Annotated in this window: 25 protein-coding genes; 11 read left to right on the plus strand and 14 right to left on the minus strand. The window is 67.0% G+C overall.

The window, feature by feature from the left end; all coding sequences use genetic code 11:
- Positions 1–89 precede the first annotated feature (89 nt).
- Positions 90–1,118 carry an Lrp/AsnC family transcriptional regulator gene (locus DC347_RS12130; protein WP_109045617.1) on the plus strand — a complete coding sequence of 343 codons (1,029 nt, stop codon included), beginning with the start codon at positions 90–92 and terminating at the stop codon, positions 1,116–1,118.
- 12 nt (positions 1,119–1,130) lie between these two features.
- Here the strand turns inward: DC347_RS12130 and DC347_RS12135 are convergent, their stop codons facing one another.
- Positions 1,131–2,159: a hypothetical protein gene (locus DC347_RS12135; protein WP_109045618.1), complete on the minus strand. Its 1,029-nt coding sequence runs from the start codon at positions 2,157–2,159 to the stop codon at positions 1,131–1,133.
- A 238-nt stretch (positions 2,160–2,397) separates the two neighbouring features.
- Here DC347_RS12135 and DC347_RS12140 point away from each other — a divergent pair, with 238 nt between their 5' ends.
- From DC347_RS12140 to DC347_RS12165, 6 genes are all read left to right on the plus strand, one after another.
- Complete coding sequence (locus DC347_RS12140) at positions 2,398–3,867, plus strand: cation:dicarboxylase symporter family transporter (RefSeq protein ID WP_109045619.1); 1,470 nt, start codon at positions 2,398–2,400, stop codon at positions 3,865–3,867.
- A 109-nt stretch (positions 3,868–3,976) separates the two neighbouring features.
- On the plus strand, positions 3,977–4,276 hold the full coding sequence (locus DC347_RS12145) for a putative quinol monooxygenase (protein ID WP_018760878.1): 300 nt from the start codon (positions 3,977–3,979) through the stop codon (positions 4,274–4,276).
- 113 nt (positions 4,277–4,389) lie between these two features.
- The gene (locus DC347_RS12150) at positions 4,390–5,265 is read left to right on the plus strand and encodes a Rieske 2Fe-2S domain-containing protein (protein ID WP_109045620.1); all 876 of its coding nucleotides are present in this window, start codon (positions 4,390–4,392) and stop codon (positions 5,263–5,265) included.
- Between the two features lie 170 nt (positions 5,266–5,435).
- Positions 5,436–6,263, plus strand: a complete 828-nt coding sequence (locus DC347_RS12155) for an MBL fold metallo-hydrolase (RefSeq protein WP_018760880.1) — start codon at positions 5,436–5,438, stop codon at positions 6,261–6,263.
- 114 nt (positions 6,264–6,377) lie between these two features.
- Complete coding sequence (locus DC347_RS12160; RefSeq protein WP_018760881.1) at positions 6,378–6,755, plus strand: low affinity iron permease family protein; 378 nt, start codon at positions 6,378–6,380, stop codon at positions 6,753–6,755.
- A gap of 96 nt (positions 6,756–6,851) precedes the next feature.
- The gene (locus DC347_RS12165) at positions 6,852–7,199 is read left to right on the plus strand and encodes a hypothetical protein (RefSeq protein WP_109045621.1); all 348 of its coding nucleotides are present in this window, start codon (positions 6,852–6,854) and stop codon (positions 7,197–7,199) included.
- A gap of 91 nt (positions 7,200–7,290) precedes the next feature.
- Here DC347_RS12165 and DC347_RS12170 read toward each other — a convergent pair whose 3' ends face one another.
- The 4 genes from DC347_RS12170 to DC347_RS12185 are packed head-to-tail and all read right to left on the minus strand — an operon-like array spanning position 7,291 to position 11,347.
- Positions 7,291–8,490 carry an N-acetylglucosamine-6-phosphate deacetylase gene (locus DC347_RS12170; RefSeq protein ID WP_109045622.1) on the minus strand — a complete coding sequence of 400 codons (1,200 nt, stop codon included), beginning with the start codon at positions 8,488–8,490 and terminating at the stop codon, positions 7,291–7,293.
- The gene (locus DC347_RS12175; RefSeq protein ID WP_109045623.1) at positions 8,480–9,289 is read right to left on the minus strand and encodes a copper homeostasis protein CutC; all 810 of its coding nucleotides are present in this window, start codon (positions 9,287–9,289) and stop codon (positions 8,480–8,482) included. Before DC347_RS12175 ends, DC347_RS12170 begins: the two co-directional genes overlap by 11 nt.
- Entirely contained in the window at positions 9,274–10,053 is a 780-nt protein-coding gene (nagB, locus tag DC347_RS12180; RefSeq protein WP_109045624.1) for a glucosamine-6-phosphate deaminase, read from the minus strand. Before nagB ends, DC347_RS12175 begins: the two co-directional genes overlap by 16 nt.
- 43 nt (positions 10,054–10,096) lie before the next feature.
- Positions 10,097–11,347: a PTS transporter subunit EIIC gene (locus DC347_RS12185; protein ID WP_109045625.1), complete on the minus strand. Its 1,251-nt coding sequence runs from the start codon at positions 11,345–11,347 to the stop codon at positions 10,097–10,099.
- A 230-nt stretch (positions 11,348–11,577) separates the two neighbouring features.
- Between DC347_RS12185 and DC347_RS12190 the strand changes: the two genes are divergently transcribed.
- The gene (locus DC347_RS12190) at positions 11,578–11,808 is read left to right on the plus strand and encodes a glucose PTS transporter subunit EIIB (protein WP_018760887.1); all 231 of its coding nucleotides are present in this window, start codon (positions 11,578–11,580) and stop codon (positions 11,806–11,808) included.
- Positions 11,808–12,266: a PTS glucose transporter subunit IIA gene (locus tag DC347_RS12195; protein WP_109045626.1), complete on the plus strand. Its 459-nt coding sequence runs from the start codon at positions 11,808–11,810 to the stop codon at positions 12,264–12,266. Before DC347_RS12190 ends, DC347_RS12195 begins: the two co-directional genes overlap by 1 nt.
- Positions 12,267–12,272: 6 nt before the next feature.
- Here DC347_RS12195 and DC347_RS12200 read toward each other — a convergent pair whose 3' ends face one another.
- The 4 genes from DC347_RS12200 to DC347_RS12215 all read right to left on the minus strand — a co-directional run bounded on the left by DC347_RS12200 (position 12,273) and on the right by DC347_RS12215 (position 16,770).
- Positions 12,273–13,025, minus strand: coding sequence for a GntR family transcriptional regulator (locus tag DC347_RS12200; RefSeq protein WP_018760889.1), 753 nt, complete (start codon positions 13,023–13,025; stop codon positions 12,273–12,275).
- 194 nt (positions 13,026–13,219) lie between these two features.
- Positions 13,220–14,707 (minus strand): cation:dicarboxylase symporter family transporter, encoded by a 1,488-nt coding sequence (locus DC347_RS12205; RefSeq protein WP_109045627.1) that lies wholly within the window; start codon positions 14,705–14,707, stop codon positions 13,220–13,222.
- A gap of 108 nt (positions 14,708–14,815) precedes the next feature.
- On the minus strand, positions 14,816–15,400 hold the full coding sequence (locus DC347_RS12210) for an AAA family ATPase (protein WP_109045628.1): 585 nt from the start codon (positions 15,398–15,400) through the stop codon (positions 14,816–14,818).
- Between the two features lie 116 nt (positions 15,401–15,516).
- Positions 15,517–16,770, minus strand: a complete 1,254-nt coding sequence (locus tag DC347_RS12215) for an SLC13 family permease (RefSeq protein ID WP_109045629.1) — start codon at positions 16,768–16,770, stop codon at positions 15,517–15,519.
- Positions 16,771–16,958: 188 nt separating this feature from the next.
- On the opposite strand from DC347_RS12215, the gene DC347_RS12220 reads away from it, so the two are divergent.
- Together DC347_RS12220 and DC347_RS12225 are read left to right on the plus strand one after the other, a co-directional pair.
- Positions 16,959–17,234, plus strand: coding sequence for a hypothetical protein (locus DC347_RS12220; protein WP_109045630.1), 276 nt, complete (start codon positions 16,959–16,961; stop codon positions 17,232–17,234).
- 2 nt (positions 17,235–17,236) lie between these two features.
- A complete protein-coding gene (locus tag DC347_RS12225; protein ID WP_109045631.1) occupies positions 17,237–18,169 on the plus strand; it encodes a threonine/serine dehydratase in 933 nt (310 codons plus the stop codon).
- A 48-nt stretch (positions 18,170–18,217) separates the two neighbouring features.
- Here the strand turns inward: DC347_RS12225 and DC347_RS12230 are convergent, their stop codons facing one another.
- From DC347_RS12230 to hisC, 5 genes are all read right to left on the minus strand, one after another.
- Positions 18,218–18,568 (minus strand): hypothetical protein, encoded by a 351-nt coding sequence (locus DC347_RS12230; protein WP_018760895.1) that lies wholly within the window; start codon positions 18,566–18,568, stop codon positions 18,218–18,220.
- Positions 18,569–18,768: 200 nt separating this feature from the next.
- On the minus strand, positions 18,769–19,437 hold the full coding sequence (locus DC347_RS12235; protein ID WP_331271247.1) for an NAD(P)-binding domain-containing protein: 669 nt from the start codon (positions 19,435–19,437) through the stop codon (positions 18,769–18,771).
- Between the two features lie 25 nt (positions 19,438–19,462).
- Positions 19,463–20,080 carry a PAS and ANTAR domain-containing protein gene (locus DC347_RS12240; RefSeq protein WP_109045632.1) on the minus strand — a complete coding sequence of 206 codons (618 nt, stop codon included), beginning with the start codon at positions 20,078–20,080 and terminating at the stop codon, positions 19,463–19,465.
- A 100-nt stretch (positions 20,081–20,180) separates the two neighbouring features.
- Positions 20,181–20,831, minus strand: coding sequence for a YitT family protein (locus DC347_RS12245; RefSeq protein WP_165838033.1), 651 nt, complete (start codon positions 20,829–20,831; stop codon positions 20,181–20,183).
- Positions 20,832–20,866: 35 nt separating this feature from the next.
- Positions 20,867–21,985, minus strand: a complete 1,119-nt coding sequence (gene hisC, locus DC347_RS12250; RefSeq protein WP_109045634.1) for a histidinol-phosphate transaminase — start codon at positions 21,983–21,985, stop codon at positions 20,867–20,869.
- Positions 21,986–22,008 lie beyond the last annotated feature (23 nt).

A 22,008-nucleotide genomic window follows, 5' to 3' on the forward strand; every position in this document is an offset into this window, starting at 1 on the left:
TCTGGAGTGGCGTGGTTCACACTCAGCGAAACCGCTGGAATTATGCTCGAAGCCGCGCTTTGGAACAGGATTCACGCAAAGGAAGAGCTGTGTCGGAAGAGCTGAGCGAAGACGATCTTGCCCTGATTCAGGTCCTGCAGGCCTCCCCGCGGCTGGGCTGGGCGGATGCTGCCAAGGTCCTCGGCGTACACCCCACCACGTTGGCCGCCCGCTGGGAGCGGCTGACGTCGAGCGGCGCATCGTGGGTTACTGCCCACCTTGCCGGGGATCCGAAGCAGATGCTCCTGGCCTACGTTGCGGTGGACTGCGAGATGACCCGGCGCGAAAGCGTCACAGCCCAGCTGGCAGCCGTCCCGGAGATCGTCACCGTGGAAGAGGCGGCCAGCAACCGGGACCTGATGCTGACCGTCATCACCCGCTCGCTGGAGGAATTCAGCGCCAAGATCATCTCCAGGCTCAAGGCCATCGAGGGCCTGACCAAGTACCAGGTGGCCCTTTGCACGCGGCTGCACAGCAGCGGGGACGACTGGAGGCTGAACGTCCTGAGCCGGTCTCAGCTGGCTGCACTCCGGGCGCTCGGTACCCAGCCCATGTCCGAACCGGGTCCGGCCGCGGGCCGGCTGCCGGAGAGCCACCTCGACCTCCTGCCGTTTTTGGCCAGGGACGGCCGCGCCACCGCCGCGGACATTGCCCGCGCGCTGGGCCGCCACCCGGCCACGACGCAGCGCCAGCTGAACCGGGTGCTGGCCAGCGGCATCCTGTCCTTCCGCTGCGAAATCGCCCAGCGCTATTCGTCGTTCCCGGTGACGTGCCAATGGTTTGTCAACGTACCGGCCGGCGGCCACGATGCGGCGGCGGCGGAAATCCGGACCATCAGCAACGTCAGGCTGAGTGCCTCAACCACGGGACCCACCAACTTCGTGATCATCATGTGGCTGCACTCGCTCGCCGACATCATGTCGGCCGAGCTGGCGCTGCAGCAGAAGGTGCCCGGCATCGAGATCGTCGAAAGCGCGGTGATGCTGCGGACGGTCAAGCGGGTTGGTTGGATGCTGCGGGAAGATACGACGGCGACCGGTGCCGTGGTGCATGAAGCGAGCCTGGGCGCTGCAGAGTGAGGGCGCGGTGCGCTACGCCGTGCGGCCGCCGCCGGCCTCGCTGCTTGCCTGCCGCACGTTCTTCCTGTCCCGGATGCTGAGGAGCACTGCTCCGGCAGTCCCGATGCCCAGGGCCACGAGGATACTGGGCCCGGCTCCGCCCGCCGGCCCGAGGGTAGCCGCCAGGATCTGGCGCGACAGCATGGCCATCTCCTGGAAGTCGCCAAGGTAGACGCGGGTCCCGAGGACGTAGTTCACGCTGGTGAAGAGCGCTGGGACAAGCCAGAGCAGGGCTGCGTCGGCTGCCCACACCAGGAGCCGGACGAGCGGCCTGAATCCACACCACGCCAAGGCCACGCCAACCAGGACCGCCGGAAGCCAGCGCCACGCCATGCTGATCGGGGCGGGGACGGCGTCCGCGCCCGCCATGAAGGTGGTGGCGGCGGCCAGCCAGGAGGCGAAGGGCACGGCCATGAAGCCGACGCCCAGCGCGGCCACGGCGCGGGATCTTGCGGCGAGCATCAGCAGCGCCAAGACGCCGGCAGCTATGGCTGCGATGGTGCCGCCCAGCAGGCCGGCGAAGTACAGGGCTGAGCTGGATTCGGGCGCCAATCCACCGTTGAGTGCGCTGAATGACTGAATGGTGGCACTTGTATGGACCAGCAGCACGCCGGACAGGGCGCCGGCCGTAGTGAGGCCGCGGCGGCCCGGTTTCCAGACGCGGAGGGCCAAGCCCGCGGCCGCGGCGCCAACGGTCAAGAGCGCCACAATGGTTGTACCCCGGTATTGGCTCAGCGGCAGGAACGTGAGGGGCATGTCCGCCGGAAGGGCGTCGCTGGCCCACAGATTCTGCAGCGGGAGCCGGGCTCCCGTAACCAGCCACGGAGCGAGTCCCACGAGTGCGGCAGCGATGCCGAGCAGGACGGCGATGCCGGTTTCCGCGGCCGGAGTCCGGCCTGCGGGCGTGCGGTCGGTCCGGCCGCGGCGCCGGGAGGCTGGGTCCGTGACGGATGTTCCGGTGTCCTGCAGCGGGCGGGTCGTGTCCTGCGCGGGGTCTTCCATGGGGTCCCTTTGTTCGCCGACGTTGCTGGTCCGCCGGTGCGGCCTTGGCTGGTTGGACTATAGCCGCAGCAATAATACAGCGTGTGGAATAAATACGTTAATATTTCCGCATTACGGATTTATCTTTCCGGAAACATGGGTTACCTACGTTTGGGATGACCCTGCGGCGTTCTGGCGCCGCCATCCAAAGCAGGCGCCGCTCCCGTATGGCGTCCTTCCCAACGAACAGGCACACAGCATGAAGATCACCGCCTCCACCACGCCGCTGCCGCCGGCCCAGGATGCACGCAGGAAGCCGTTGTACAGGTCCCTTTTCATCCAGATCCTCGTGGCGGTGGTGGCGGGCATCCTCATCGGCCACTTCTGGCCGGACCTCGGCGCAGGACTCCGCCCGCTCGGCGACGGCTTCATCCAGCTGATCAAGATGATCATTGCGCCGCTGATCTTCCTGGTGATCGTCACCGGCATCGCTGCGGTCAGCGACGTCAAGGCCGTGGGCCGGGTGGGTGTCAAAGCCTTGGCGTACTTCACCGGCGCCACGCTGTTCGCCTTGGTCTTCGGGCTCGTCGTCGCCAACCTGGTGCAGCCGGGCGCCGGCCTCAACATCGATCCCGGCACGCTGTCCCAGGACGCACTCAACGCCAAAACCTCCACCGCCCCGCCCAAGGATGCCGGCGCCTTCCTGCTCGGCATCATCCCCACCAGCGTCGTTGGCGCCTTTGCCGGCAACAACCTCCTCCAGGTCCTCTGTTTCTCCGTCTTCTTCGGCGCGGCGATCGTCGTCGTCGGCCGTGAACGCTGCCTGCCAGTGATCACCCTGATGGAAACCGTGCTGGAACTGTTCTTCAAGATCATGGGCTGGGTGATGCGTGCCGCGCCCGTGGGAGCGTTTGGCGCCATGGCCTTCATCATCGGCCAGTACGGCCTCGATTCCCTCGGGACCTACGCGGTGCTGATCGCCGCCTGCTACGGCGCCGCAGCAGTGTTCATCGGGCTCCTCTTCGTGGTGGCATGGGCCTACCCCAGGGTGCCGCTGTGGCAGTTCCTCAAGTACACCCGGGAGGAATTCCTGCTGGCCCTGGGCACGGCATCCACCGAGTCCGTCCTGCCGCGGATCATGACCAAACTGACCAACGCGGGCTGCTCCCGCGCCACTACGGGCCTGGTGGTTCCCACCGGCTACTCGTTCAACCTGGACGGAGCAGCCATCTACCTCTCCATCTCCCTGCTCTTCCTGGCCCAGGCCTTTGGCTACAACCTTGACCTGGGCCAGCAGCTCGCGGCCCTGGGCATCCTGATGCTGACGTCCAAGGGCATGGCCGGAGTTCCCGGATCTGCCTTCCTTGCCTTGTCCGCAACCGCTGGTGCGCTGGGCATCTTCCCGGTAGCCGGCGTCGCGCTCCTCCTCGGCGCCGACCGACTCATGGATTCCATGCGTGTTGTGGTGAACCTGCTGGGCAACTGCGTGGCTACGTTTGTGGTGGCCAAATGGGAAGGACAGTTCGATCGCGAGGCCATGCTCCGGGCGTTCGCCGGCGGGGACGCTGCGACGGAATCCGTCGGTGGAGGCACGACGACGGCAGCCGAGGGACAGCCGGACGTTGCCGCGGTGCCGCAGGGGGAGGCGGCGGGACCCGGCGCCGAGTTCACGCACCCGGGCGCAGTGACTGCACAGCCGGCAAGCGCTGCGCCGGCGGCAGTCCGGTAGGTACGCGCCTCCCGGCCGCCTGTCCTGCCTTCCGCGCCCACCATGTTGCCCCGGCCCGGCGGTCCGTCCCCCTGAGACTGTTGTCCGGCCCGTGTTGCACACTGTCCCTATGACTTTTGCCAATGTGGGAATGCTCGGAACCAAGCCCGGCCAGCGCGATGCCCTGGTGGCCATCCTGCTCCGGCCCAAGCCCGGGATGAGGGAGGCCGGCTGCCTGCTGTACGAGGTGGGGGTGAATGACGAGGTTCCGGACACGGTTTTCGTCTCCGAACTCTGGGAATCCGCCGAGGCGCACCAGGCATCACTGCAGTTGGACAGCACGCGCGCAGCCATCGCTGAGGCCATGCCGTTGCTGTCCGGGGAAATGGCCGGCCACCGGTTCACGGTGTTGGGCTCGCCGCTGGAGTAGGCCGGTGCGCGCCACTCGTTGAAACGCCCGGATTCCGGAGCGGGAATTTTGTTCCGGGATCCGGGTACCGTTCCAGCCTGAGTGGACTACGGTAATCGGGGTAAGGAGGACACATGAAACCGCTGCCCGCGCTTGAACTTGTCACCCGCCTCGAGGACGCCGACTGGCTTGATCCCCTGGCCAAGAGTGTCCGGAAAGCCGTAAAGAAGGTCATCCCGGCCCGTTGGGCCCGCGATGTCCTGCACGGCGTCCCTGTCGGCCACCCGGTCCATCCCCTCGCCGTCCAGGTGCCCATTGGTGCTTGGCTTTCGGCCGGCGTGCTTGATGCAGTTCCTGGAGGCGAGAAGGCCGCCAGGCTCCTGATTGGAGTCGGCGCGGCCAGCGTGGTTCCGTCCGCCCTGGCCGGGTTCACCGACTGGTCGCAGCTGCACCCGCAGCAGCAACGGGTGGGGCTGGTGCACGCAGCGGCCAACGTCACGGCCACCGGGCTTTACCTTGCCTCGCTGGTGCAGAGGGCAAGGGGCAGCCAAGGAAGCGGCAAGGTGCTGGCGTACCTGGGGCTGGCCACGGTGAGCGCCGGCGGCTTCCTGGGCGGCCACCTCACGTACCGGCAAGCCGCCGGGGTGAACCACAGCGAGGAAATCCCGCACCGGTTCCCGTCCGGCTGGCATCCCTTGGCGCCGTTGGTTGACCTGCCCGAAGGCGGCCTCCACAAGCGCGACGTGGCCGGGATCCCGCTGCTGGTCCACCGCGAGGGTGACACCGTCAACGTCCTGTCCGACGTTTGCAGCCACCTTTCCGGACCGCTTCATGAAGGCAAGGTCAAGGACGACGGCGGGGACCCGTGCGTCGTCTGCCCTTGGCACCGGAGTACCTTTTCGCTGCGGACCGGCGAGGTCAAGGCCGGGCCTGCCACCGCCCGCCAGCCGGTCTTCGAAACGCGCACCAATGGCGGCCTCGTGGAGGTGTGCCTGCCCGGGGCTGACTGAGCGGGGAGCCCCGGCCTGCGCGCGAAGGCCGTTCGGCCCTACTGCGCGGTACGGAACGACGAAAGAATTGGCCCATGGCGGGTGCCGGCGGAGTGGAACCATGAGTCAACGCCGCAGCGTCAACATGGAGCTGCGTTCGGTGATACGCCACGCGGGGGTGCGACTGGACGATGCGTGTTTCTGAACCACGGGAGATCGCTTCCGGCCTCCTGCTCCTGACCTCCGGCAGCGGGCCACTGGCTTCGAACTTCTACCTTGTCCGGACCGGGCCGGCCTGGGTGCTGGTGGACTGCGGTTGGGGAAGCGGCGCGGAACCAGCACGCATCGCCGTTGAGCGCGTCCTCGGGCCGGGGGCGAAACCTGACGCGATCTTCCTGACCCACATCCACCCGGACCATTCCGGCGCCGCGGGCGCGTTGGCCCGCGCGTGGAAGGTGCCGGTGTACGCCCACCAGGCCGAGTTGCCCATGGCTGCCGGAAGATATGTCCCCGCGCGGTCCATGCCGCTGGACCGGTGGATTACAGCCCCGCTGATGTGGTCGCTGCCGGCCCGTGCGCGTCGCAGGATTGAGGCCGCGGGTGACATTTCGGACCTCGTGCGGCCCCTTCCCCGCAGCGGCGAGGTGCCGGGCATGCCCGGATGGGTGGCGGTGCCCACGCCGGGCCATACCGCCGGGCACGTTGCCTACTGGCGCGCAGGCGACGGCGTCCTCATCACCGGCGACGCAATCGTCACGGTGAACCTGAACTCCCTCGGCGGGATTCTGCTGGGATTGCCCGACCTGTCCGGGCCGCCCTGGTACACCACGTGGAACATGGACGTGGCCAAGGCCTCGGTCACGCGGCTTGCCGGACTGGGGCCCCGCCTGCTGGCGCCCGGGCACGGGCAGCCGCTGACTTTCGGGATCGCTCCCCGGTTGCGTGCACTGGCCGCGAAGGAGCCAAGGCAGCGGACCGCATTTCGGCGGCGCGCCGCGGGAGCACCCGGGGCTGTCTAATGTGCGGCGATCGAAGCGTCGCCGCTTTGCGGCCGCGGTTCCTCCGGGGCTGGTCAGGCCTAAAATTCTCAGTCAGCACGGGAACCACAACAAAATACTCAAACGGAGGCCATCATGACGAGCGATAAGAACCGGCCTGACGTCTTTACGCGTTTTACCACCAGGACGGCCAAGATACTCGGACACGCCTGGGTATTCGTCCTCGCCGTGGCTGTACTCATTGTGTGGGCCTTGACCGGTCCGCTGCTGGGGTTTTCAGACACCTGGCAGCTGGTCATCAATACCAGTACGACCATTGTGACGTTCCTGATGGTCTTCATCATCCAGAACACCCAAAACAGGGACACCGCCGCCCTGCATGTGAAGCTCGATGCGCTGATGCTCGAACTCAAGATCAGCAACGCGAAGCTGTACGAGGCCGAAGAGGAAGGCGAAAAAGAAATTGAGCGGCAGCGCCGACGGATCGAGGAAGCAGCCGAAGACGGCGGATAGCGGGGTACCTGGCGTAGGTGCTGGACGATCCGGCGGCGGCTGCATAGCCTGAATTTGACCGCACCAACGGAACTGCGACAGGGCGGAGGTCCCCTCATGACCATCAAGCTGAACGACGCCGGACTTCGTCAGGCCCGGAAGCTGATCAAGGACTCCAGAATCGCGCGCGATGCCCGCGACGACTGGAGCGAACATGCCCCGGACACGGAGCAGGAAAATGCGTACATAGACAAGCACGGCTACACCGAATACGGCACCTGGCACCTGGGCGAAGACAGCGACAAAACCCCCGAAACGAAGGGCCGGTACAGCTTTCCCTTCGGGGATTTCCGCCGGCTGCACAGGTGCGCCGTGCTGGCCATCGAAAGCCGGGCCGCCCAAAACAACTACGACGACATCGCCAAGGCGGCAAAGTCGCTGCTTGAGGAACTCGACAAGGACTAGTCGGCCCGGCCAGATCTGCCATGAACGCAGGTGATGAGCCCGGGACCATGCTGGACCGGGCCCAAACACCCGCGGAGCCTGCCCCGATTGCTCAGCTGGGTGCGCTGGCCCATTGGCCCCTGCGCAGCACTGCCGCCAGGCTCAGGTCGTGGTCAAGGACCACGACGTCGGCCTGCATCCCGGCGCGCAGGTCACCGGCCTGCGCCGAGAGACCCAACAATGATGCGGGGACGGCGGAGGCGGAGGTGACGGCATCCCGCAAGGGAACTCCGGCAGCCACGCAGGAGCGGATGACATCCAGCAACGTGCTGGTACCCCCGGCAATTGCACCCGTGGCGTCAACCCGGGCTACGCCGCCGGCAACCGTCACGGCGAGGGAGCCCAGCATGTACTGTCCATCCTCCAGGCCGGTGGCGGCCATCGAGTCGGTCACCAGCGTGATGTTCTCCGGGCCCACGAGGTCAAACACCAACTTCACGGTTTCCGGGGCAAGGTGAACGCCATCGGCAATCAGCTCCACCACGGCCTGCCCGGCCTTGGCCGCACTGAGGCTCGCCGATACCGGCCCGGGCGAGCGGTGGTGCAGTGGCGGCATGGCATTGAACAGGTGGGTCACCGTTGGGCGGTTCCTCCCGGTCGCGTTGCCGGCCGAATCCAAGGCCTCCGCCGCGCGTGCCAGGAAGGCTGCCGCCGTCGCATGGTCCGCGGCGGTGTGGCCCAGGGACGGAATGATCCCTTGGGCCGCGAGCCGGACCGCAAGTTCGGAGGCACCCGGCAGCTCTGCCGCGAGGGTCATCGATACCAGGGATTTCCCCGCCGTGGCCAGCATGCGGGCCACCAAATCCGGATCGGGTTCCAGGAGCAGGCCGGGATCGTGCGCACCGCACTGGTGGCCCGAGAGGAACGGACCTTCCAGGTGCGAGCCGGCAACCAGCTCCTGGCCTGCCAGCTCCCTTAGCATTCCAAGGTTCCGCACCAGGTCCCCGGGCTTTCCGGTGACCAGGCTTGCCACCAGCGTGGTGGTTCCACGGCTGTGCAGGTAGCGCGCCGCCCGCGCCGCGCCATCGGGATCGCCCTCCGAGAAATCCGAACCATAGGCGCCGTGGCAGTGCACGTCCACGAGGCCCGGCATCAAGACCCGGCCGGCGGGTGCCTCGGGCGGAAGAACCCCGGGGAAGCCCCGCGCCGGCCCGGCGAAGGTGACCAGGCCGCCGTCGGCCGCCACCACTCCATCCGCAACATCCAGCGAGGCGGTGACTATGCGGCCGCGAAGAACAACGTCATCGCCCATGGTTCAAGGTCCTTTGTTCGGTGAAATCATCGATGGAAACAGCAGCGGCAATGCGTGCTGCCAGTGCGGGGTCCGCGGCGCCGGACCGGTGTCCGCCGCCCGCAGCGTCGCCGTGCCGGGGCCGCGCCGAGGTGTGCACGGCATGGACCCCCGCTTCAAGGAGCGACGGTACCAGCGCCAGGGTGACGCCCCCGCCCGCCATGACCTGGACCGATGGCGCACTGTGGCGCCCCTGCTGCACAAGCCGGCCCAGCATCTCCAACCCCGCGGCGCAGTCGGGACCGCCCCCACTGGTGAGGACGCGGTCCACTCCGGCGTGCTCCAGTAAGGAGAGCACCTCGGCCGGGTCGGCACCAGCTGCCAGGGCTGCGTCGAACGCGCGGTGGAACGTGATTTCGGCTTCCGGTTTCACGGCCCGCGCAGCAGCAACGATGCGGCGGATCGCCGGGATGTCCGGGCTGCCGTCCGGGGACAGGACACCAACCACCACACCCGCGGCTCCGGCGGCCAAAGCCGCGGTGGCATCGTGCTCGATGACATCGAGCTCTTCCGGCGAATAGCTGAAGTCGCCGGGCCGCGGACGCACCAGGACATGGACGGGAAGTCCCAGGCCGCAGGCCTGCCCGATGGTGCCGATGCTCGGCGTGATGCCCTCTGTTTCCGCCAGGGCGGCGCACAGTTCAACGCGGGCAGCGCCCACGGCAGCGGCCAGCCGGACGCCGCCGGCATTCTCCACCGCCAACTCCAACTGCACGGTCCCGGCCCTGGGCACCCGCCTGGAGCTCAGAGTCCCTGCCATGCCGGCTTCCGGCCGAAGGTGTCCTGGTAATACTCGCGGTGGGCGAGCCGTGAGGCAGCCGCCTCGTCCACGAGCACCGACACGTGCGGGTGCAGCTGGAGGGCCGACGCCGGGCAGACCGCCGCGACGGGACCTTCAACGGCGGCCGCCACGGCCTCTGCCTTGGCCTCGCCCATGGCCAGCAGCAGCAGGTGCCGGGCCTCCCGGATGGTGCCCAGGCCCTGGGTCAGCACATGGTCCGGGACCTCCTCCGGTGCAGCAAAGAAGCGCGCGTTGTCCTGGCGGGTCTGCCGGGTGAGCGTCTTGATTCGAGTGCGGGAGGCGAGCGAGGACATGGGCTCATTGAAGCCCACATGGCCGTCCGTCCCGATGCCCAGGATCTGGATGTCCACCCCGCCGGCGGCGGCGATCCGGGCTTCGTACGCGGCGGCCTCCGCCTGCGGATCCCGGGCCATGCCGTCCAACCCGTGGACCGCGCCGGCGCCGAAGTCCACGCTTGCCGTGAATTCGTCCCGGATGACCGAGTGGTAGGACTGGGGATGCCCGGCAGGCAGGCCCACGTACTCGTCCAGCAGGAAGGCCTGGGCCGAGGCGAAGCTCAGCCCGCCATTCCGGTGCCGGTCGATCAGTTCGCGGTAGGTACCCAGGGGTGTGGAGCCCGTGGCCAGTCCCAGGACGGACGGGCAGCGGCGGACCTGTTCCTCGATGGCATCCGCGGCCATGCGGGCGACGTCGTCAGGGGTGGGCAGAATGATGATTTCCATGCGTTGGGTTGCTTTCGGCTGGAGGGTGCAGTTGGTGGGCGGTCTACTTTGCGGCTTCGGTTTCCACCGTCACTTCGTCGTCCTCACGGCCCGGCGTGCGAAGGTTCCAGCGCTTGATGACGAACGAGAAGAGGAAGTAGTAGATGGCCGCGTAGCCCAGGCCGATCGGGATCAGCATCCACGCGTTCTGTGCTTTGCCGAAGTTGAGGACGAAGTCGATCAGGCCGGCTGAGAACGTGAAGCCGTCGTGGATGCCCAGTGCGTTGACCAGGGCCATGGAGGTTCCGGTCAGGGCGGCGTGGACGACGTAGAGCGGGAACGCGACGAACATGAACGAGTACTCAAGGGGCTCGGTGATGCCGGTGAAGAACGCCGTGAGTGCGGTGGAGAGCATGATGCCGCCCACGATCTTCTTCTGCGACGGCTTGGCGTGGCGCCAGATGGCAAGGGCTGCGGCGGGCAGGCCGAACATCATGATGGGGAAGAAGCCGGTCATGAAGGTGCCGGCGGTGGGGTCGCCGGCGAAGAAGCGGTTGAGGTCGCCGCGGACCAGGTGGCCGGAGGCGTCCGTGTAATCGCCGATGAGGAACCACACGCCCGAGTTCAGGATGTGGTGGAGACCGGCGGGGATGAGCATGCGGTTGGCGAAGCCGTAGATTCCGCCGCCGAGTACCGCGTTGCCCGCCACAGCCTGTCCCACTGCGGAGAGGCCTGCGTTGAAGAGCGGGTACAGCAGGGCCAGGACGACGCCGGCCACCAGGCTGGTGACGGATGTCAGGATGGGGACCAGGCGCCGGCCGCTGAAGAAGCCAAGGAAGTCGGGCAGCTTGGTGCGGTAGAACCGCTGCCACAGGCCGGCGGACAACAGGCCCACCACGATTCCGGCGAGGACGCCGTAATTGATCATGGCCGGCTTCCCCGCGGGGTCCAGTTGGCCGTCCAGGACCAGGGGAGACATCGCCTTGAAGACGCCGTCGATCACCATGTAGCCCACCACCGCCGCAAGTGCGGTGGAGCCGTCTGCCTTCTTGGCCCAGCCGACGGCGATGCCCACCGCAAAGATGAGGGGCAGCCAGGTGAAGATGGCGTTGCCTGCGGCGGAGATGACGGACGCCCCGCCTTCGAAGCCGGGGATGGCGCCGAGCAGGTCGGCCTGGCCGATGCGCAGCAGGATGCCGGCGGCGGGAAGGACGGCGATGGGGAGCATCAGGCAGCGGCCCAGCCGCTGAAGGGTGGCGAAGGCCCGATTTGGCTTCTTCTCTGGGGCCAGGGCGGTGGTCTCGGATGTTGGCATGGTTGCACCTCTGCGGGGTTCGGGGGGGGCTTGTGAAGAATGGGTTCCAGCCGGTACTGTCTGGTTATGACCAGTTCAGTGTGATTCATCCCACGGTCCGGTGTCAAGGAAGGAAAATCCCTCCAGGACGGGCCGCCCGTGGCGAAAGAAGCCAGCATTGGTCGTACCGGGGCCGCCGGCCCAGGTGGAGGAAGATGTGCTCCGTGCGGGCACCGTCAGAAAGGGCAGCCATGTCCAAAGCAGAAAAAATCATCGAAGGCCTGGGCGGAGCCGGCAACATCGTGGAAGTGGAAGCGTGCATCACGCGGCTGCGCACCGAGGTGAAGGACTCCTCACTGGTCAATGAGGCCTCGCTCAAGGCTGCGGGAGCCCATGGCGTCCTGGCCGCCGGCACCGCCGTGCAGGTCATTGTGGGCCCGGAGGCGGACACACTGGCCGAAGACATCGAGGACCTCCTCTAGTGGCGCAGTCCTTGCCGGTCTATGCCCCCATCGGCGGGTCGGTCATTCCGCTGGCCGACGTGCCGGACCCCGTCTTCGCAGGCCAGATGGTGGGTTCCGGCGCGGCCGTGGAGCCGCCCGCCGGAGAGGCGTTCGACGTCGTGTCCCCCGTGGCGGGGAAAGTGGTCAAGATGCTGCCGCACGCCTTCGTGGTGGTCGAGCCGTCAGGCCGCGGCGTCCTGACACACGTAGGCATCGACACCGTCAAGCTCAAGGGCGAAGGCTTCAAGGTGCTGGTGGCGCAAGGAGACGTGGTCGAGGCCGGCGAGCCGGTCATGCACGTCGATCCCACGGCAGCCCTGGCTGCGGGCTACTCAATGGTGAGCCCCGTCGTCGTCCTGGATACCAAGCCGGACACTGCCACCTTGGTGGAGGCCGGGACCGTCAGTGCCGGCGAGCTGCTGTTTACGCTCGGCTGAACCGACTCACAAGCGGACCTCCATGCTGAGGGAATAGCGGTCCGAGCGGTACCAGGAGCGCGAATGCTCGATGGCCAGCGCGCCCGAATAGGACACGCGGTCAAACGCCAGCACCGGCGCTCCGGTGCCAGTCCCCAGGAGTGCCCCGATGTCGGCCGGGGCGCCCTCGGACCGGACGCTTTGGCGCGCCCGGTCGATCTGGTGGCCGAACTGCGCGGCCAGGGCCTTGTAGACGGAGCCGGTGAGGTCGATGCCCAGCAGTCCCGGCGCATGCTGGGGGTTGTACCAGGCGTCGTCCACGCTCACGGGCCGGCCGTCCGCAAGGCGGAGCCGCTTCAGGTGGAACGCCTCCGCGCCCGGGGCGAGGCTGAGTGCGGCGGCCGTGTCCTCGGGGGCCGGGACCTGTTCGGCCACCAGGACCACCGTGCTGGGGACGTGGCCCATCGCCTCCATCTCCTGCGTGAACGAAGCCAGGTGCAGCGTGGACTGGACCGGGGAGTCCGCCACGAACGTCCCCTTCGCCGGAACCCGCACCAAGTGCCCTTCGTTGACCAGGCGGCCGATCGCGGCGCGCACGGTGATGCGGCTGACGCCGTAGGAATCCATGAGGGTCCGCTCGCTGGGAAGCCGGGCGCCGGGCTCCAGCTCCTCCTTGGCAAGTTTGAGGATGATGAGCCGGAGCTGCTCATGCTTGGGGACCTGGGTGTTATTGATGGGCGCGGTGGCCGCCTGCGCCGTGTTGCCGGGTGTGGCGGACATCCAGCCCCTCCTTCGTCTGGAGCGGTCCGGTTAGGACCACTTCCTCGGATTATTCCACACGGAGCCGTCCAAGGAGAGGCGTGTTGGCGGCGGGCTGCCGGACGCCTGGCCGGCAGTGCCAGGAAAGAGGGGAAGGCCAGGACGTCGCTGTCCTGGCCTTCCCCTTTTTTGCCTTTACCTGCCGGGCAGGATGCCTACTGTGCCTTGCTGCCTAACCCTACGCGGGCACTCCCGTCCGCCGGGAGTTCGGGGATGACGTCGCGGGTTGGCGCGCCGCGGAACTTCGGCGAAGGCTCCTGGCCTTCGGTCAGGCGCTGCAGCTCCTGGCCTTCGAAATCCTCTTCCTTGCCGAGCAGGATCGCGGAGTCGTGGTTGGTGATTTCACCTTTGAAGGCCCGCACCATGACGCTGTGGTCGAACTGGCCCTCCCACTTGGACACCACGAACGTTGCCACGCAGTTGCCCAGCAGGTTCACCACCACGCGCATCGAGTCCATGAGCCGGTCGGCGCCGAGGAGGAGCGCGACGCCGGCCACCGGGAAGATGCCCAGTGCGGCGGCCGTGGCCGACAGGGCCAGGAATGACGATCCCGGAACCCCTGCCATGCCCTTGGATGTCATCAGCAGCACGCCCAGGGCCGCCAGCTGCTGGCCCAGGTCAAGGTGGTGGCCGAAGGCCTGGGCAAGGAACAGCAGGGAGATCGACAGGTAGATCGCCGCGCCGTCCAGGTTGAAGGAGTAGCCGGTGGGAACCACCAGGCCCGTGGTGGCGCGGGAGCAGCCCGCGTTGGTCAGTTTGGTCATGATCCGGGGCATCACCGCTTCGGTGGACGCTGTGCCCAGGGCCAGCAGGAATTCTTCCCGGGTGTATTTGAGGAAATGCCAGAGCGGCACCCGGGCAAAGCCCCAGGCCACGACGAACAGCAGGCCAATGAACACCAGCGCAGCGCCGTAGCAGGCGGCAATCAGGACCGCATAGGTACTCAGCGTGTCCAGCCCGTACTGGCCGATGATGAAGGCCATGGCACCAAATGCGCCCAGGGGAGCCACTTTCATGATCCAGGCCATGATCTTGAAGATCAGTTCCAGGACCGTTTCCATGACATTGACCACCGGCATGCACCGCTCGCGGCCGATCACGACGATCGCTGCACCGAAGAAGACGGAGAAGAAGAGGACCTGGAGGAGGCTGTTGCTGGCGAAGGCGCCGATGACGCTGGCGGGAATGATGTCCAGGATGAACGACGCCGCATCCTTGGGTGCCGCGGAACCGGTCTTCGCGTCCAGGTCCGCCTGGGAGAGGGTGGACGGGTCGATGTTCAGCCCGGCGCCCGGCTGGACGATGTTGCCCACGATCAGGCCGAAGACAAGGGCGAACAGCGTGGCCCCGGTGAAGTAGAGCAGGGCCTTGACGCCAACCCGGCCGACCGCTTTGACGTCGCCAACGGCCGATATTCCGGTGACGATCACCAGGAAGATCAGCGGCGCGATGATCATCTTGATGAGTTTGATGAAGCCATCTCCAAGCGGCCTCAGTTGGGATCCGAGGTCCGGCCAGAAATGCCCGATGAGCACACCTGCCACGACGGCGATCAGAATCTGGAAGAAGAGCGACTTATACAGCGGCTTCCTCTTCGCGGGCACCGAACTCGCCTTCAGTGCCTCAGGGTTAGGGATCTTCATTGACCTTTGCCTATCAATTGGGAACAGCCCGTTTTCGGGGCTCGTTTCCAACGTAATCCCGGTCACACTATTCCGCAAGAGGAAAACCAAATTCCACAATACGGAAGGCTAATCCGGCTTTGTGACCGAAGGCAGCGCCAGGCGCGAGGCCAGGTCGGCTGCCAGCTCATGGGCAGGGACCGAGGCGTCCAGCTTCACGAACCCCGCGTACTCCGGCAGTTCCCGGTATCCCGACTGGAATGCGGCGAGGTCATCAAGGGTCTCGGAATCCGTGCCACGTGCAACGATGCGGCGGTATGCTTCGGCGGGTTCGATGTCCAGGTGGAAGATGGCGTCCGGTTCCGGGAGGCGGGCGAGCAACCATGGAAGCAACCGGCCCCGTGGAAGTCCATTGGCGGTTCGCAGCGCCAGCTGGCAGTAGAGGTGCCGGTCCATGACAACCAAGCCGTCGTAGCGGCTGGCGCGCAGGTGTGAAACCAGCACGTTGCCCACCCTGAGGACGGTTTCGACGGCGTCGGACAACCTGGCGGGCAAGCCAACTCCCAACCTGGCGGCCAGCAGGGACATGACACGCCGGCCCGCATGGTTGTTGACCAACCGGGCCCGGCCTCCCCGGGCCCGGACACCGGCGACCAGGGCACGGGCCGCCGTCGACTTCCCCGATCCGTCGATGCCTGTCAGCACAATGATCATCCGGCCTCCTCCGATGCCCCGTTTAACGCCGCGCCGGGGCGCAACGTCCCGGGTGAGGCGCAATTCACAGGGTGGGCAGCGGCCGGGGCCCGGGCAGGCCGCCCGGAGTCAGCCGCCTACATGACCCCGGTAGGTACCAGCAGTGCCCACGCCAGCGCCGGAGCCACCAGGACCACGCCGCCCGCATAGAACATCAGCTGCTTGTAGACCCGCGGGCGGTCGTTGTCGCGGGCGTTGGCCACCACCAGGGCGCCGTCGGTGGAGAAGGGGGAGACATCGACGACGGTGGCGGCGACGGCCAGCGCGGCAATGGTCCCGGAAGAGCTGAGCGAGCTCGTGGCCAGCAGCGGGCCGGCCAGCGGGATGAAGGCGGTCAACAGGGCGGTGGAGGAGGCGAAAGCGGAGCCGACGCCAATCACGTAGCACAGGATGAGGGCGATCAGCAGCGGCGCACCGAGTGCCAGGGCCTCCCCGGCGAGAGTGTCGATCACGCCTACATGCTGCAGCAGGGACACATAGGTGATCATGCCGGCCACCATCAGGACGGTGGACCAGGAGATCCCGCCGATGAACGACCGGTGTTCCCTGACGTTAATGAAGGCCAGCAGGAGGCCCGCGGAGAGCGCAACGAAGCCGATGGGCATGTGGAAGCCGAGGGAACAGACGAGCATGCCGGCAATCAGTGCCAGCGTCAGCACCTGCTGGCCATGCGGGCGGCCGGTAGCGGTGTCGATGTCCTGGCCCCGGACGCCCGCGCCGTCGCGCAGCCTGCCCAGCAGGGCGAACAAGGCGATGGTCAGCACCGAGAGGAGCAGGTTCAGCGCGAAGCTGGCCAGGAACAGGCCCGCCTGGGAGATCGGGAAGCCGTTCTGGAGGGCAATGTCGTGGACCAGGACGCCGGCCACGGACAGCGGTGAGAACCCGCCTGCGTGGGCGCCGTTAACGATGAAGGCGCCCATGACCACAGGGTGGATGCGGGATTCATAGGCGAATCCGATGGCGGCCGGTGCCAGCAGCGCAATCGCGGCGGGGGAGAACGTGCCCAGGGAGGTGAGGGCGGCCGCGATCAGGAAGAACACCCATGGGAGCAGCAGCATCTTGCCGCGGACCATGCGCAGGCAGCCCTTGACGATGAGGTCGATCGTGCCGTTCCGCTGGGCCATGCTGAAGAAATACGTGACGCCAATGATGGTCAGGACGATCGTGGCCGGGAAGGCCTCAAGGATCTGCCTGTCCGACATGCCCAGCATGAAGTACCCGACGCCGAAGGACGCCACGAGTCCCATCACACCGATGTTCAGCGGCCACTTGGTGGCGGCAACGAACATCACCACGAGTATCACCAGCGGGATGATCTGGACTGCAGTCATGCTCGGCTCCGGGTTCTGGGTGGCCGGCTGGCCATGCCGGCCATCGTCCACAGCAGGATACGACGCCGGGCGGAGCCGGACCGGGATGACGTCAAGGTTTCATCGAATGCGAAATCCCAGGCCGTAGGCTGGAAGCCGGTCGGGGGTTCCCCGGCCGGTACAGCAGTTCCCAGGTGAAAGGCAGGACCATGACCGTTTCCAGCGACGATCCCCAGAACGCCGCAGACCTCCGCGGGCCGGGCGACCCGGACGGGGCCAAGGACGAATCCAAGGACGACGTCACCAAGGCCCCGCAGTCCGGCCAGCACCTGGAACAGCCGGGAGCATCCAACATCCGCGAGGAACAGCAGGGCCATGCTGCCGGAACGGTCCCGGCATCGTATGTGGGGGGCGAAGAGGCTGACCCGGAACAGAAGCCCGAAGAGGCGCTGGCGGAGCCGGGCACCTGGGATGACGAAGTCTGATAATGATCACCCGCGCTGACATCGACCAGGCCGCGCAGCGGACAGCGGGCCTTGTCCGCAGGACACCCGTCCTGCAGGCGGATGCCGGCACCGCGGCCGGCCCGGTCTGGTTCAAATGCGAATTCATGCAGCACACGGGCACGTTCAAGGCCCGTGGCGCGCTGAACCGGATCCTGGCCAGCAAGGAACGGGGTGAACTGCAGGCGGACGTGGGGGTGGTTGTGGCATCCGGCGGGAACGCGGGCCTGGCAAACGCCTATGCGGCGGCCCAGCTCGGGGTGCCTGCAACGGTCTTCGTTCCTGAAGCGGCACCGGCCGTCAAAGTCGGCAAGCTCAGGGCCATCGGTGCCACCGTGGTCCAGGGCGGTTCAGAGTACGCGGCCGCCTATCAGGCCGCCATTGCGCACGCCGAGAAGACCAGCGCCGTCTATTGCCATGCCTACGACCAGCCGGAAATTGCCGCCGGCGCCGGGACCGTGGGCTCCGAGTTGCTGGAACAGGTGCCGGAGGTGGACACCGTCCTGGTGGCCGTGGGCGGCGGGGGACTGATGGCCGGCGTGGCTGCCGCAGTGGAAGGCCGCGCCAAAGTGGTGGCTGTGGAACCGGAAACTGCGCCCACCCTCCACGCCGCCCTGGCGGCAGGGGAACCGGTGGACGTCGCGGTATCGGGCGTCGCCGCGGACTCCCTGGGTGCCCGCCGCATAGGCGACATCGGCTTCTCCGTCGCGGTCCGCTGCGGCGTCAAAAGCGTCCTGGTCTCCGATGAACAGATCGTCGCCGCCCGCTCCGCGCTGTGGAACGACTACCGGATTGTGGTGGAGCATGGTGCCGCAGCCGCCTACGCCGCGCTGGCCTCCGGGGCTTACGTGCCCGGGAAGGATGAACGTGTTGCCGTGATCCTGTGCGGCGCGAATACAGACCCGGCGACGCTCTGAAAGGTCACCGGCCGCCCGGAGGGGCGGCCGGTTCCTTCACCCGGCAGCCTAGCCGGCGGCCTGGCCGCAGAACTTGCTGTAGGTGCTGCCGGCCTCCTGGTAGCCGGACTGGAGATCGGCGAGCTTGTCCTTGTCCGGGTTCTCCTTGGCCTGCTCATCCGTGTACGCAAGGATCGAAGCGAGGGCGGGCTTGAGATCGTCCGACGCAACGGCGTGGATGGGGCGGATCTGGTTGGCGAGGTTGTTCATGCCCGTCTTGCCGGCGTTGTTGGCGGGGTTCGACACAACAGCCTGGATCCGCTCACAGGTTTCAGCGGTGGTCAGTTGGTGCGAGGCGGAGCAGGCCGTGGCGGAGGCAACGAGGCCGGCGGCAAACAGGGCTGTGGCGAGTTTCTTCATGGGTCCCTCAGTAGTGGTCAGAGGTTTCGATTGTAAGCAGATCGGGTACCTCCTCGCCTTCGGGGCGGCTTTCATTGCTTCTTCCCTTGGTCCCTTTCTGCCCTGCAGTCGGCTCATCGAGGACCCGCCACGCGCCACCGAGCGCACCACTGGCCGGCAGGAGGACCTGCCGGCCAGTGGTTGAACCCGCTGCTGCAGGGTCAGATGGTCCGCGGGGCCTTGGCCAGGTTGGCGGTCAGCTCAGCGGCCGTCTGCCGCTTCACGTAGGCCGGGCGGTCACGCTCCACCCGCCAGCTTTCCGAGAGCGGGCCGACGTTGACCGTGTCGAAACCGAACTCGTCGTACAGGCGCGTGACCAGTTCGGCGGCCTCCGGGTAGTCGCTGGCGGTGGCCAGCGCACGCCGGTTTTCGGTTCCCGCCGGAGTTCCGTCTGAGGTGATGTCCTTGGCCATGATGTGGTTGAATCCCTTGGCCACCTTGGACTCGGGCAGGTGCTCCTGGAGCAGGCCGGAGGTGGTGGCCTCGCCGTTGTCCAGGGCGGGAATCCTGCCGTCCCGCTCCCAGTAGTAGTTGTTCGTGTCGATGACAATCTTGCCGGCCAGCGGCTCGGCCGGAATGTCCTTGTAGTTCTTCAGCGGCACGGTGACCACGGCAAAGTCCCCGGCGGCTGCAGCCTCGGCTGCGGTGGCGGCGCGGGCCTTGGGGCCAAGCTCAGCCACCAGTTCCTGGAGGGTTTCCGGCCCTCGGGAGTTGCTGATGACCACGTCGTAGCCCAGCTCCACGGCCTTCCGTGCAACCTGGCTGCCAATATGTCCTGCACCGATGATTCCGATTGTTGTCATACGGGCGGCAACACCGGGCCGCGCCAGGATATTTCAGGGCCCTGCCAGTGCGTCAGTTCTGTGGGCTGCGGGAATGCTGTGCGGCCCGGTCCACGATTTCGTGCGCAATCGCATGGACCTTCTTGTTCAGCGACTGGCTTTGTTGGTTGATCAGCTCATAGGCTTCGTCCGCGGTGACGCCGGTGCGGCCCATCAGGATGCCTTTTGCCTGTTCGATGACCGCGCGGTTGCGGGCCGAGGCGGCGACTGCTTCCGTTGCCAGCTGGTGCCGGTCCGTATGGATCGATTGGGTCAGATCCACCACCACACCCCAGACGCCCACCGGGGTACCGTTTTCGATGATGAAGTCCGCCGAGAAGAGCAGCTTGTGCTGCCGGTCCTTTCGGTCCCGGATGGACACGTAGATCGATGACGGGCCGCCCGATGCCGCCACGCGGTCCCAGAACGCCTGCACGGTGGGCCTGTCGTCCGGTTCGATGTGGGCGAGGGCCATGTCCATTGAGGGGATGACGTCGCCACGCTCGTAGCCGTAAATGCGGTACAGGTCATCAGACCAGCGGAAGATACCGTCGGAGAAGAAATATTCCACCAGCCCGGTGGGGCAGTTGAGGTACGCGGGGCTAAGATCCTCCGCTGATTCCGGAAGTGAAGAGATGCTGTTGGAAGTCACAGTGGGGCCGTTCGACGTGCTGTATCCGGGCTCCCCTGGCCCGGAAATTCAAGTGAACAGAATATAGCAGTTCCCGTCGCCGGGATGGGCCCTTGTCCGCTTACATTCCCAGGTAGCGGCCGGGCCGGTGGTTCAGGGCCAGGACCAGGTTCAACAGGGTGGCGCCCACCGCGGACAGGACCACCATCAGCGGCGCAACGAGGACGAGGGATGCCAGGACGATGGCCACGTCAAGCACCATCTGGACGTAGCCTGCGCGCCACGCGAACTTCTCCTGCAGGAGCAGGGCCAGAATGTTGAAACCGCCCAGGCTGGATTTGTGCCGGAACAGGATCAGCAGCCCGACGCCGGCGAGCAGGTTTCCGCCCAGCACGCCGTACAGCGGGTCCAGGTGCACGGAGCCGAATGCGGCAGGGTGCACGCCGGCCAGGACCGAGACCAGTGCGATGGCCGCCCCGGTCCGAAGGGCGAAATCCCAGCCCTTCTTCCAGACTGCCAAGGCGAAGAACGGCAGGTTGACCGCAAAGAAGATGATGCCGAACGGCAAAGGTACGGTGTAGCTGACCAGCAGCGCCAGGCCGGCGGTTCCGCCCGTCACCGCCCCGCTCGACTTGAGCAGGAACAAGCCCAAGGACGCTGCGAAGGTGCCGGTGAGGATGCCCAGGACGTCCTCGACTGCCGAATGGCGGACGGCCGACGACGGCCCTGGACGCGCCGCCGTCGGCCCTTCCTGGTGCACGCGGCCGTCCATGCTGGGTGCGGCGGCGGTGGTTTCCCCGGGGGCGCTCACTGGGCCGCGCCCGCCTGGGGCAGGAACCGTCCGCGATTGGCAAGGACGGCAAGCACCCTGTCGTTCGTGTCCGGGTCCGCAAGCGTAATCCGGACGCCGTCCTTGGCGTAGCCGCGGGCCAGGATGTCGGCCTCACCCAGGGCGGCGAGGACCTGTTCGCGGAGCTCGTCGGATGCGCGGAGCCAGTAGAAGTTCGCCTGGCTGTCCGGTACGTCCCAGCCATGGCCGCGGAGGGCGTCGATGACCCGGCTGCGTTCCGCCGCCACCGCCTCCGTCCGCCGGAGGATTTCGTCCCCGGCCGCAAGGGAGGCAACCGCGGCGGCCTGCGCCATCCTGTTCACGCCGAACGGCACGGCGGTGCGCCGGAGGCCCTCCGCGATCTGCGGCCGGGCGATCGCGTAGCCGATCCGCAGGCCGGCGAGTCCGTAGGCCTTGGAGAAAGTGCGCAGGATACAAAGGTTGGGGTACCGGCGGTAGAAATCCAGGGCATCAACGCCGGGTCCGCGCTGGAACTCGATGTAGGCCTCGTCCAGCACCACCAGCACCCGCGGCGGGACGGACTGGAGGAACTCCTCCAGCTGGCCGGCGCTGATGGAGACCCCCGTGGGGTTGTTGGGCGAACATAGGATCACCAGCCGGGTGCGGTCCGTGATGGCAGCCGCCATGGCGGGAAGGTCGTGCTGCTCATTGGCCAGGAGCGGCACGGGCACCGAAACGGCGCCGGCCACCGCCACCAGGATGGGGTAGGCCTCGAAGGAGCGCCATGCGAACACCACTTCGTCGCCGTGGCCGCACACGGCCGAAATCATCTGCTGGAGCACCCCGGAACTGCCCGGGCCGGCAGCGACTTCCTCGGCTGCGACACCGAAATGCCGGGCAATGGCTTCCCGGGCCTCCGGCGCTCCCATGCCGGGGTACCGGTGGATCCGGCCCGCTTCCGCCGAAATCGCCTCCACAACCGACGGCAGGGGAGCGAAGTGGCTCTCGTTGGCGGCCAGGGCGGCCGTCAAATCAGTCTGCGCGCCCTTGCCTGCCACGTAGGCGGGCAGCTGGGCGACGGCGGCACGGAGTTCCGGCATGGCGGCATCGGGAAGGGTAGCGGTCATGGACAGCATGGTGGGGTAAGGCAGGACGTCTG

It is taken from the genome of Pseudarthrobacter sp. AG30, assembly GCF_003116525.1.
Lineage (GTDB): Bacteria > Actinomycetota > Actinomycetes > Actinomycetales > Micrococcaceae > Arthrobacter.

Excerpts from the sequence above, each read along its gene's own strand:
- DC347_RS12245 (WP_165838033.1), bottom strand. The coding sequence starts at position 20,831 with ATGGACGGCCGCGTGCACCAGGAAGGGCCGACGGCGGCGCGTCCAGGG.
- DC347_RS12210 (WP_109045628.1), bottom strand. The coding sequence starts at position 15,400 with ATGATCATTGTGCTGACAGGCATCGACGGATCGGGGAAGTCGACGGCG.
- DC347_RS12160 (WP_018760881.1), top strand. The coding sequence starts at position 6,378 with ATGACGAGCGATAAGAACCGGCCTGACGTCTTTACGCGTTTTACCACC.
- DC347_RS12155 (WP_018760880.1), top strand. The coding sequence starts at position 5,436 with ATGCGTGTTTCTGAACCACGGGAGATCGCTTCCGGCCTCCTGCTCCTG.
- DC347_RS12225 (WP_109045631.1), top strand. The coding sequence starts at position 17,237 with ATGATCACCCGCGCTGACATCGACCAGGCCGCGCAGCGGACAGCGGGC.
- DC347_RS12215 (WP_109045629.1), bottom strand. The coding sequence starts at position 16,770 with ATGACTGCAGTCCAGATCATCCCGCTGGTGATACTCGTGGTGATGTTC.
- hisC (WP_109045634.1), bottom strand. The coding sequence starts at position 21,985 with ATGCTGTCCATGACCGCTACCCTTCCCGATGCCGCCATGCCGGAACTC.
- DC347_RS12185 (WP_109045625.1), bottom strand. The coding sequence starts at position 11,347 with ATGCCAACATCCGAGACCACCGCCCTGGCCCCAGAGAAGAAGCCAAAT.
- DC347_RS12170 (WP_109045622.1), bottom strand. The coding sequence starts at position 8,490 with ATGGGCGATGACGTTGTTCTTCGCGGCCGCATAGTCACCGCCTCGCTG.
- DC347_RS12165 (WP_109045621.1), top strand. The coding sequence starts at position 6,852 with ATGACCATCAAGCTGAACGACGCCGGACTTCGTCAGGCCCGGAAGCTG.
- DC347_RS12145 (WP_018760878.1), top strand. The coding sequence starts at position 3,977 with ATGACTTTTGCCAATGTGGGAATGCTCGGAACCAAGCCCGGCCAGCGC.
- DC347_RS12205 (WP_109045627.1), bottom strand. The coding sequence starts at position 14,707 with ATGAAGATCCCTAACCCTGAGGCACTGAAGGCGAGTTCGGTGCCCGCG.
- nagB (WP_109045624.1), bottom strand. The coding sequence starts at position 10,053 with ATGGAAATCATCATTCTGCCCACCCCTGACGACGTCGCCCGCATGGCC.
- DC347_RS12150 (WP_109045620.1), top strand. The coding sequence starts at position 4,390 with ATGAAACCGCTGCCCGCGCTTGAACTTGTCACCCGCCTCGAGGACGCC.
- DC347_RS12190 (WP_018760887.1), top strand. The coding sequence starts at position 11,578 with ATGTCCAAAGCAGAAAAAATCATCGAAGGCCTGGGCGGAGCCGGCAAC.
- DC347_RS12230 (WP_018760895.1), bottom strand. The coding sequence starts at position 18,568 with ATGAAGAAACTCGCCACAGCCCTGTTTGCCGCCGGCCTCGTTGCCTCC.
- DC347_RS12140 (WP_109045619.1), top strand. The coding sequence starts at position 2,398 with ATGAAGATCACCGCCTCCACCACGCCGCTGCCGCCGGCCCAGGATGCA.
- DC347_RS12200 (WP_018760889.1), bottom strand. The coding sequence starts at position 13,025 with ATGTCCGCCACACCCGGCAACACGGCGCAGGCGGCCACCGCGCCCATC.
- DC347_RS12175 (WP_109045623.1), bottom strand. The coding sequence starts at position 9,289 with ATGGCAGGGACTCTGAGCTCCAGGCGGGTGCCCAGGGCCGGGACCGTG.
- DC347_RS12135 (WP_109045618.1), bottom strand. The coding sequence starts at position 2,159 with ATGGAAGACCCCGCGCAGGACACGACCCGCCCGCTGCAGGACACCGGA.
- DC347_RS12220 (WP_109045630.1), top strand. The coding sequence starts at position 16,959 with ATGACCGTTTCCAGCGACGATCCCCAGAACGCCGCAGACCTCCGCGGG.